The following is an 8,881-nucleotide window of genomic DNA, read 5'->3' as shown; positions in this document are numbered from 1 at the left end:
CGCATCAACCCTTCAAAATTGGTGTTAAGAATCACTTCTGTCAACAACGACATCAATGCATATAGCGAAAGTTTAATCAATACCATTGAGCACGAGTTTGAGCACAATCTTGCACAGCAAATCTACATTTCAGATCAATGTTGGAGTGTTATTATGTCTGCAAAAAATGCCACAATTTATATCATTAAAAAAACTGTGGAGGAAGAAACCGTTACCAACGCCCAAGAATTACGCGAAGCCATTATAAAAAAAATCTTAAATAATGGTGCACCTTCGGCTACAGCATTGACTTTTATGAAAGATGAAGTGAGAAATTTTATTTAAAGGAATTATTCCAATTTAATTTACATTTTAAAATAGCCATGTTGAAATCAAAAAACAACCATCATATTAATTTTTCAAGCAGTAAAATAAACTTTTACAAATCCATTTTAAGGGCTTTCCTATTTGTATTTATTTTAGTTACCGCAGCCGCATTTAGCCAAAATAACACTCAAAAAGGTGATATTTATGTTGATAATCATGGCTTAATGAGATGGAAAACATCCAACAAAGAAGTTCAAGGGTTTGGAGTAAATTATACGGTTCCATTTGCACACGCTTATCGTTCTGCAAAACGAATGGACATCGACCAAAAAAAGGCCATTGAAAATGACGTGTACCATTTTTCAAGATTGGGATTCGATTTATTTCGAGTGCATGTTTGGGATACCGAAATAAGTGACACCTTAGGAAACCTGATTGTAAATGAACATTTGGACACTTTCGATTTTTTAATGAAAAAATTAGCAGACAAAGGCATTCGTGCTGTCATAACTCCCATTGCTTTTTGGGGAAACGGCTGGCCGGAGCCTGATGAAAGCACCCCCGGATTTTCGCATAAATACGGCAAAGACAACTGTCTTATAAACCCTGGTGCCATTAAAGCACAACAAAATTATTTGTTTCAGTTTTTAAACCATGTGAATCCATACACTGGTTTAGCCTATAAAAATGACCCTAATATCCTTGCTTTCGAAATAAGCAATGAACCGCATCATAGAGGAAGCGAAAAGGAAGTTACCAACTTTATAAAAGGAATGGTAAAAGCCATGAAAAAATCTGGCACTAAGAAACCAATTTTATACAATATCAGCCATTCCGTGCATTTGGCTGAAGCCTATTTTAAAGCGGGAATACAAGGTGGAACATTTCAATGGTACGGAACAGGTTTGGGCTATCAGCGCGAAATTCCCGGTAACTTACTCCCTAACACAAATGATTACAATATTCCTTTTGATAAAACCATAAAAAAATATCACGGCGCAAAATATGTCTATGAATTTGATGCTGCCGATATGGGAAAATCTTATATATATCCGGCAATAGCAAGAAGTTTCAGGCAAGCTGGCATACAATTGGCGACCCATTTCGCTTATGACCCAACCTATTTGGCTTCCACAAACACAGAATATAACACGCATTATATGAATCTGGCTTACACGCCTCAAAAAGCTTTGAGTTTAATGATTGCTTCTGAAGTTTTTCACGAAATACCCATGTATAAAGACTTTGGGAAATATCCTAAAAATCTGACTTTTGATAATTTTAAAGTGAATTATGAAAATGATTTGGCGGAATACAATGCTGAAACTAAATTTATTTATACAAACCATACGACCACAAATCCTGTAAATGAAGCTAAATTAAAACTGATCGCAGGTTTTGGAAACTCTTCGCTAGTAAAATACGACGGCTTAGGCGCATATTTTTTGGATAAAATTGAAGAAGGAATTTGGCGATTGGAAGTGATGCCAGATGCCGTTTGGGTTGATAACCCTTTTGGACGAAACAGTCCCGAAAAAACTGTTGCTGTCATCAACTGGGAAAATCATAATATGGTTATTCATCTTCAAAACCTTGGTTCTCAATTTGATATAGAGGCTATTAATAAAGGAAATACATATTCTAAATTGGTGGAAAACGCCTCTTTTTCAATCGCCCCGGGAACTTATATGTTGAGCAAAAAAGGTGTTTCTAAAATTTGGAAGACAAATGACGACTCGGCCTTTGGCAAACTAAACGATTTTTACGCACCGAAAACAACCGTAACGAAACCTTGGTTTAAACATATGCCGGAAACTGAAGTTTCTGAAAATGCTTCCTTACCTATTAAAGTAAATTATATTGCGCCAAATAAACCTCAGGAAATACAGTTGGTTGTATATTCCAATGGTAAAAGTAAAATTTATAAAATGGAAAACAAGGCTGCTTATTCATATTCAGCTACCATTCCTGCTGAAATGATGACTGCCGGGTTTTTATCTTATCATATTATTGTACAGCATCATGAAGAGAATTACACCACCTATCCGGCCGCTAAAACAGGACGCCAGTTTGATTGGGATTTTTATGACAGAAGTACTTTTGAAGTGCGTGTTGTTCCAAAATCAAACCCAATACACCTTTTCAATGCCGCAAAAGATTCCGATTTGCTTGTAAAAGAATGGCGTAAATCATTTAAATTAGTTCCTACAAAAAATGAAGGTGAAGCAGAATATCAGATGAATCTTGAAAAATTGTTTGTGACCGATATCGAAAATCTGAATGCAAAACCAATTTACGATTATAGCTTTAAACATTTTATTTTGAATGAAATTAAAGGCAGAAAAAATGATCTCCCTTTAATGAAAAATATGATTTTTAAAGGAAGGTCCTTGAACGAAAAACCATGTAAATTGCAGATTGCCTTTGTAATGAATGATGGTTCTTCCTTCGGAAATAATATAGAAATTGGAACAAAAACCACTGATTATAAAATATCATTATCTAGCCTAAAACCTTTAAAAACAGTTACATTACCCAGACCCTATCCAAGCTTTTTGCCTTATTATTTAGATCACAATCTATCCTCACAATTTGATATAACAAAAGTTGAAAGTATTCAATTCTCAATTGGACCCGGGATTTCTGAAAATGAATTGACAGACAAACATGGAATTGCAATTATTAGTCTGAGATTGGAATAATGATTAAAGGTTAAAGGTTTTACGAAACAAAATTTCATAAAACTAATAAATATTATCATACAAAAGTGGCATAAAAAACCCTCGTTTATTTCTAAACGAGGGTTTTTTATAAAGAATTAATCTCTTTTTGCTTTTTTATCTCTTTTTGCTTCTTTTTTCTCTTTCGCCGTTTTAAGCGGTTCTTTTTTGACGTTTTTTTTCGCGTCTTGACTTTTTGCCATAATGAAATGTATTAAGTGTTTATTTTAACTTTTTTAATTAAGTAAATGTAAAAAATATTTTTGATTTGTGTGGCTAAAATAACCAAAGAAAATACAATCAATATACCTAACGTACTATAAAGAAAAAAACCGCAAAAGCGGTTTTTTAATCTATTTTTTAAAACAATAATTTTATTTGGCAATATTTACAGCTCTTGTTTCCCTTATTACAGTTACTCGAACCTGACCTGGATAGGTCATATCATTTTGAATTTTTTGTGAAATACTGAAAGAAAGTTCTGCCGCTTTAGCGTCAGTAACTTTTTCACTTTCAACAATAACTCGCAATTCCCTTCCTGCCTGTATAGCGTATGCTTTTTGAACACCCGTAAATCCGAATGCTATGTCTTCCAAATCTTTTAAACGTTGAATATAAGAATCCAAAATTTGACGACGAGCACCAGGTCTGGCCCCAGAAATAGCATCACAAACCTGCACAATTGGCGCAATTAACGTTTTCATTTCAATTTCATCGTGGTGAGCACCTATTGCATTGCAAATTTCGGCGCTTTCATTATATTTTTCAGCCCATTGCATTCCCAATAAAGCGTGAGGCAATTCACTTTCTGATTCTGGAACTTTTCCAATATCGTGCAACAAACCTGCTCTTTTCGCCAATTTGGCGTTTAATCCCAATTCCGCAGCCATCAAACCACATAAATTGGCAACTTCACGTGAGTGCTGCAATAAGTTTTGACCATAAGAAGAACGATATTTCATACGTCCGATAGTCTTAATAAGCTCAGGATGCAATCCGTGGATACCTAAATCGATTACGGTTCGTTTCCCTATTTCAATAATTTCCTGCTGAATTTGTTTTTCGGTCTTTTTGACAACTTCTTCAATACGAGCCGGATGAATTCGTCCGTCGGTTACTAAATTATGCAATGCCAAACGCGCTATTTCTCTTCGTACCGGATCAAAACAAGATAAAATAATAGCTTCCGGCGTATCATCCACAATGATTTCAACACCTGTAGCAGCTTCCAAAGCACGAATATTTCTACCTTCCCTACCTATAATTCTACCCTTAACATCATCAGATTCTATATTAAATACAGAAACACAGTTTTCAACAGTTTGTTCAACCCCTACACGTTGAATGGTGTTTAATATAACCTTACGTGCTTCTTGTTGCGCAGTTAATTTGGCTTCTTCAATAGTTTCCTGAATGTTGGCCATAGCATCTGACTTTGCTTGTTCTTTTAAGGAAGTAATCAATTCTTTTTTAGCATCAGTTGCAGACAATCCTGAAATTACCTCAAGCTGATCGACTTGTTTGCGGTGCAGTTTGTCAACTTCTTCAGTTTTCCGATCGTAATATTCCACTTTTTTATCGAACTCACTTATTTTTGAGACAATATCAAGGTTTAGTTTTCTGTTTTTATCGAGTTCCTGGGATATTTGAGACTCTTTGTCCCGTGCACGTTTTTCTGCCTCGGATATTTTTCTGTCACGGGCAATAATCACTTTTTCGTGTTCCGATTTTAACTCAATAAATTTTTCTTTGGCTTGTAAAATCTTGTCTTTTCTGGTTGCTTCAGCTTCAATTTGTGCTTCTTTAATAATTGTCGCCGCTTCCTTTCTTGTGTTTCTTAAAATTTTGGTGGCCTTCGATTTTTCCAGCGTTTTAGCAATCACATAACCTATTGCGAGCCCTATTGCTATACCAACAATAATTGGCATTATATATTCTATCATATTTCAGTTTTAAGTATAAAAAAACCTACATTAGAGAGGTCTTGTAAACTCCTTTAAACAAGTTTAGGATTAACTAATTGGTCAAGGATCCGTTTAAAACGGCTTGCTTTTGCAATTAAGACTCATCCTTTATAAAGGTATAATGTTGAGTTCGACAAACAATAACTAATGTAGGCAGTATTATTATTATTAAATTTATTTTAAAGAACTTATTTTTCTAAATGAGTATCAATTAACGCACCCAATTTAGTAATTTTTTCTGTCACTTCTATTAAATCCTGATCTTTTGTAATGGAACCAATTTCAATAAGTGAGGCAAATTGTAAAGCACACATGGCCAATACATCTTGTTTATCGCTTACCGCATAATTCTTTTCAAATTTAGTAACCAAATCATTGATATGATTGGCCGCTTTTCGCATACCCTCTTCTTCATTTGCGTTCTTCACGTTGATTGGATATACCCTACCGGCGATTGTTACTTTTATTTTTAAAGGTTCTGCCATTTTAAAGATCTTATTCGCTTAATTGAACAATACACGTATCAATTTCACGAATTAATGCATTTATTTTAAGTTTCGTTTCCCTTCTATCTTCTTTACTGCCTTCTATAGTTTTAGCAATTTTTAATGTTTGATACTTAACTTCAATATCATTTAACAATTGCTTTCCTTCTGCCAACTCATTCTCTAATAATGCTATTTTGTTGAATAAAAACTCATTTTCTTCTTTTAAAAAATGATAATTTTTCAGAAGTATTTTGAGTTTATCTTCGACTAAATTAACTACTTGTATTATAGAACTCATATTTACTTTAGGAATATAAACTATAAATACAAAGTTAGTGTTAGTAACGCAATATTACAACTGTTTTTTTCCATTTTATAAAATACTTCGATTCTTTAATGCTAAATGATTAAAAAATCACACTTTATAAAAAAATATTGTAATTAATTATTAACTAAAACACTTTAAGTTTGAGGTATTTAAAGTTAAACGAAAAATAAACCTTTGCTGACAAAAATATTATAATTTATATTTAAATTATCCGTTTGTTTGAATGAACTGGTTTAAACTTATTTGATTGAAACGAAAAATAGGAATTTTTTGCTCAATTGAAGGCTTTTTTTAACTGCATAGCATCGCTACGGAGTTCAAAAAAAACAAAAAGTGATTGAAAAATAACATTTTGTAGCCAATTGAAAAAAAGTTTTAACCAGTTCAATAAGTAAAAAATTGTTTTTTCCTAATTGAATCTTAAAATTAAGGGCTTCTTAAATTAAGTATTTTAGGCGCTTAAAACTTTATGAACTTAATTAATTGCAAAATATTATTTAGTATTTTAGCACAAAGAAAATATTATTTGTGAAAAAATTTGTAACCCTTTCAATTCTATTAATACTGTGTTCCAACATTTTTATTTTCGGGCAAGCGAGCATTACTATGGGAAACACGTATCCAACCAATTATTTTGGGAGTCCGTTAGAAATACCATTAATTTTATCCGGAACTTTTGGGGAATTGCGAGCTAATCATTTTCATGCCGGATTGGATATTAAAACAGAACAGAGACAAGGTTTAAAGGTTTGTGCCTCAGCAGAAGGTTATGTTTCCCGAATAAAAATTTCGCATTGGGGTTATGGAAAAGTGATCTATATAACGCACCCAAACGGTTATACAACAGTTTACGGACATTTACAGAAATTTAGCGACCGTATTGAAGCCTATATTAAAAAAGAACAATACAAAAACGAAACTTTTGAGATTCAGCTTTTCCCTGCGGCTTCCGAATTGCCAGTCTCAGAAGGTGAAATTATAGCATTAAGCGGAAGCACTGGCGGATTTGTTAGCCCTCATTTGCATTTTGAAATTAGAGATACTTCTTCTGAGAAAACAATTAACCCCTTACTTTTTGGCATACAGATAAGTGACTCTAAACGCCCCTCAATTACTGGTTTGGTTGGCTACTCTTTAGATACCTATTCTCAAATTAATCAAGTTAATATTCCCCTACAGCTTTCATTCAAACGATTAAATAACGGGGATTTGCTTGCCGATAAAATGAATGCTTTTGGAAAAATAGGTTTTGGCGTAAATGCTTACGACCAATTGGATAATGCCATCAATCAAAATGGATTGTACAGTCTGGAACTTTCGGTAAATGGAGAGAAAATTCATGAATTTAGGGCAATTGAATTCCCTTTTTCAGAAGATAAATACATTAATTTGCTTGTTGATTACGAACGGCTTGAAAAAATGGGGCAACGAATTCAAAAATGTTTTATTGAACCTTCAAACAAATTGAGCATGTATTCACCTTTCGTTACTAACGGTTATTTAACTATTGAAGACAAAAAATCATATAATATTGAGATTATTGCAAAAGATTTTATTGGCAATAGTCAAAAAATATCCATCCCCATCATTGGCAAGAATGATGATATTTTAGTTAGAAAAACAGAAATTGAAACACCTTATAAAATTAATTCTGCGCAATTTAATCAGTTTAGCATAGATGGAGTTACTGTAGCTTTTCCTAAAAATACCTTTTATGCGGATTTATGGTTGGATTTTGAAGTAAAAGATTCGGTTGCTAAAGTTCATTACCCAACTGTGCCTATTCATCATAATTATACCATTACTTTCGATGTCTCCAAATATTCAGAAAGCGAAAAAAAACAAATGTATATTGCTTCGATAAGCAAAAAAGGAAATAAAAGTTATGAGTCGACCATAAAAACACCAACGACATTTTATACTTCAACAAAAAAATTAGGGAAATTTACGTTGCTATCAGACAAGGATGCTCCTTCTATTCAGTTGCATAATTTTAAAGACAATCAATGGCTGACAAATTACGAAAAATTGAAAGTTAAGATTTCCGATTATAAATCTGGCATTGACACTTACAGAGCTGAAATAAATGAACAATGGATTTTAATGGAATATGATCCTGCAACCGGATTGTTAACTTATGATTTTAAAGATAAAATTTTTACTGATTCCAAGCATGAACTGAAGGTTGTGGTCACAGATAATGTTGGAAATTCAAACACGCTTACAGCAACTTTCTTTAGAAAAATATAAAAGTACATGCTAAAAACAGCAACACTAACCTTGTGTTTTTTATTGGCGACAACCTTAATAACTGCCCAAACGGCAACTGTTAAAGGTGTTTTAAAAACCAGTAACAAAACACCCATCGAAGGCGTTGCTATTACGTATTTAAATACCGGAACCACTTCTGATGAAAATGGTGAATATATATTGAAAATACCGGCAAATAAAGAAATAACGCTCACCTTTAGCCATATTTCTTATGCCACTTTTGATAAAATAATTAAGCTGCAAAAAAATAAGACGATTCAGTTTTCGCCAACTTTAGAGCCTAAAATTGAAGTCATCCAAGAAGTGATTGTAAAAGACATTAAAAAAGATGCACAGGGTTTTATAAGCATAAATCCGGCTGATGTTGCAAAAATTCCAGGGGCAAATCAAAGTGTTGAAAATATATTAATGACGTTGCCCGGCGTTAATAACAACAATGAATTAAGCACCCAATACAATGTGCGCGGCGGAAATTTCGACGAAAATTTGGTTTATGTAAATGGCATTGAAGTTTATCGGCCGTTTTTGGTCCGATCCGGACAACAGGAAGGTTTGAGTTTTGTAAATAGTGCCATGGTACAAAACGTAAAATTTTCAGCTGGTGGATTTCAGGCAAAATATGGTGATAAACTTTCTTCGGTTTTAGACATTACTTACAGAATGCCAACAACATTTACAACCAGCGTAAATGCAAGTTTGTTGGGCGGAAGCGCCACTGTGGAAGGCGTTATGCTTCAAGATAAATTAAGTGCTATAATAGGCGTAAGATACCGGGATAACAGCTTGTTTATTAACAGTAAAGAT

General features: G+C 33.4%; 6 protein-coding genes, 1 other RNA gene and 1 pseudogene. 4 read left to right on the top strand and 4 right to left on the bottom strand.

The window, feature by feature from the left end:
- Positions 1–324: pseudogene (locus ABY285_RS11575) on the top strand (hypothetical protein); the annotation flags it as partial.
- 38 nt (positions 325–362) lie between these two features.
- Complete coding sequence (locus ABY285_RS11570) at positions 363–3,008, top strand: hypothetical protein (RefSeq protein ID WP_372770219.1); 2,646 nt, start codon at positions 363–365, stop codon at positions 3,006–3,008.
- Between the two features lie 392 nt (positions 3,009–3,400).
- Here ABY285_RS11570 and rny read toward each other — a convergent pair whose 3' ends face one another.
- From rny to ABY285_RS11550, 4 genes are all read right to left on the bottom strand, one after another.
- A complete protein-coding gene (gene rny / locus ABY285_RS11565) occupies positions 3,401–4,969 on the bottom strand; it encodes a ribonuclease Y (RefSeq protein ID WP_372770217.1) in 1,569 nt (522 codons plus the stop codon).
- A gap of 45 nt (positions 4,970–5,014) precedes the next feature.
- Positions 5,015–5,120: non-coding RNA, 6S RNA (gene ssrS / locus ABY285_RS11560), on the bottom strand.
- 58 nt (positions 5,121–5,178) lie between these two features.
- A complete protein-coding gene (locus tag ABY285_RS11555) occupies positions 5,179–5,475 on the bottom strand; it encodes a cell division protein ZapA (protein ID WP_372770215.1) in 297 nt (98 codons plus the stop codon).
- Between the two features lie 10 nt (positions 5,476–5,485).
- Positions 5,486–5,776, bottom strand: a complete 291-nt coding sequence (locus ABY285_RS11550; protein ID WP_372770213.1) for a hypothetical protein — start codon at positions 5,774–5,776, stop codon at positions 5,486–5,488.
- A 636-nt stretch (positions 5,777–6,412) separates the two neighbouring features.
- On the opposite strand from ABY285_RS11550, the gene ABY285_RS11545 reads away from it, so the two are divergent.
- Together ABY285_RS11545 and ABY285_RS11540 are read left to right on the top strand one after the other, a co-directional pair.
- Positions 6,413–8,056: a M23 family metallopeptidase gene (locus ABY285_RS11545; RefSeq protein ID WP_372770211.1), complete on the top strand. Its 1,644-nt coding sequence runs from the start codon at positions 6,413–6,415 to the stop codon at positions 8,054–8,056.
- A gap of 6 nt (positions 8,057–8,062) precedes the next feature.
- Positions 8,063–8,881 (top strand): carboxypeptidase-like regulatory domain-containing protein (locus ABY285_RS11540; RefSeq protein ID WP_372770209.1); only part of this gene is annotated, 819 nt, incomplete at its 3' end.

The sequence above is a fragment of the Lutibacter sp. genome (genome assembly GCF_041555395.1).
GTDB lineage: Bacteria > Bacteroidota > Bacteroidia > Flavobacteriales > Flavobacteriaceae > Lutibacter.
This window is presented reverse-complemented; position numbering and strand designations above follow the sequence as displayed.

Excerpts from the sequence above, each read along its gene's own strand:
- ABY285_RS11570 (WP_372770219.1), top strand. The coding sequence starts at position 363 with ATGTTGAAATCAAAAAACAACCATCATATTAATTTTTCAAGCAGTAAA.
- rny (WP_372770217.1), bottom strand. The coding sequence starts at position 4,969 with ATGATAGAATATATAATGCCAATTATTGTTGGTATAGCAATAGGGCTC.
- ABY285_RS11555 (WP_372770215.1), bottom strand. The coding sequence starts at position 5,475 with ATGGCAGAACCTTTAAAAATAAAAGTAACAATCGCCGGTAGGGTATAT.
- ABY285_RS11550 (WP_372770213.1), bottom strand. The coding sequence starts at position 5,776 with ATGAGTTCTATAATACAAGTAGTTAATTTAGTCGAAGATAAACTCAAA.
- ABY285_RS11545 (WP_372770211.1), top strand. The coding sequence starts at position 6,413 with ATGGGAAACACGTATCCAACCAATTATTTTGGGAGTCCGTTAGAAATA.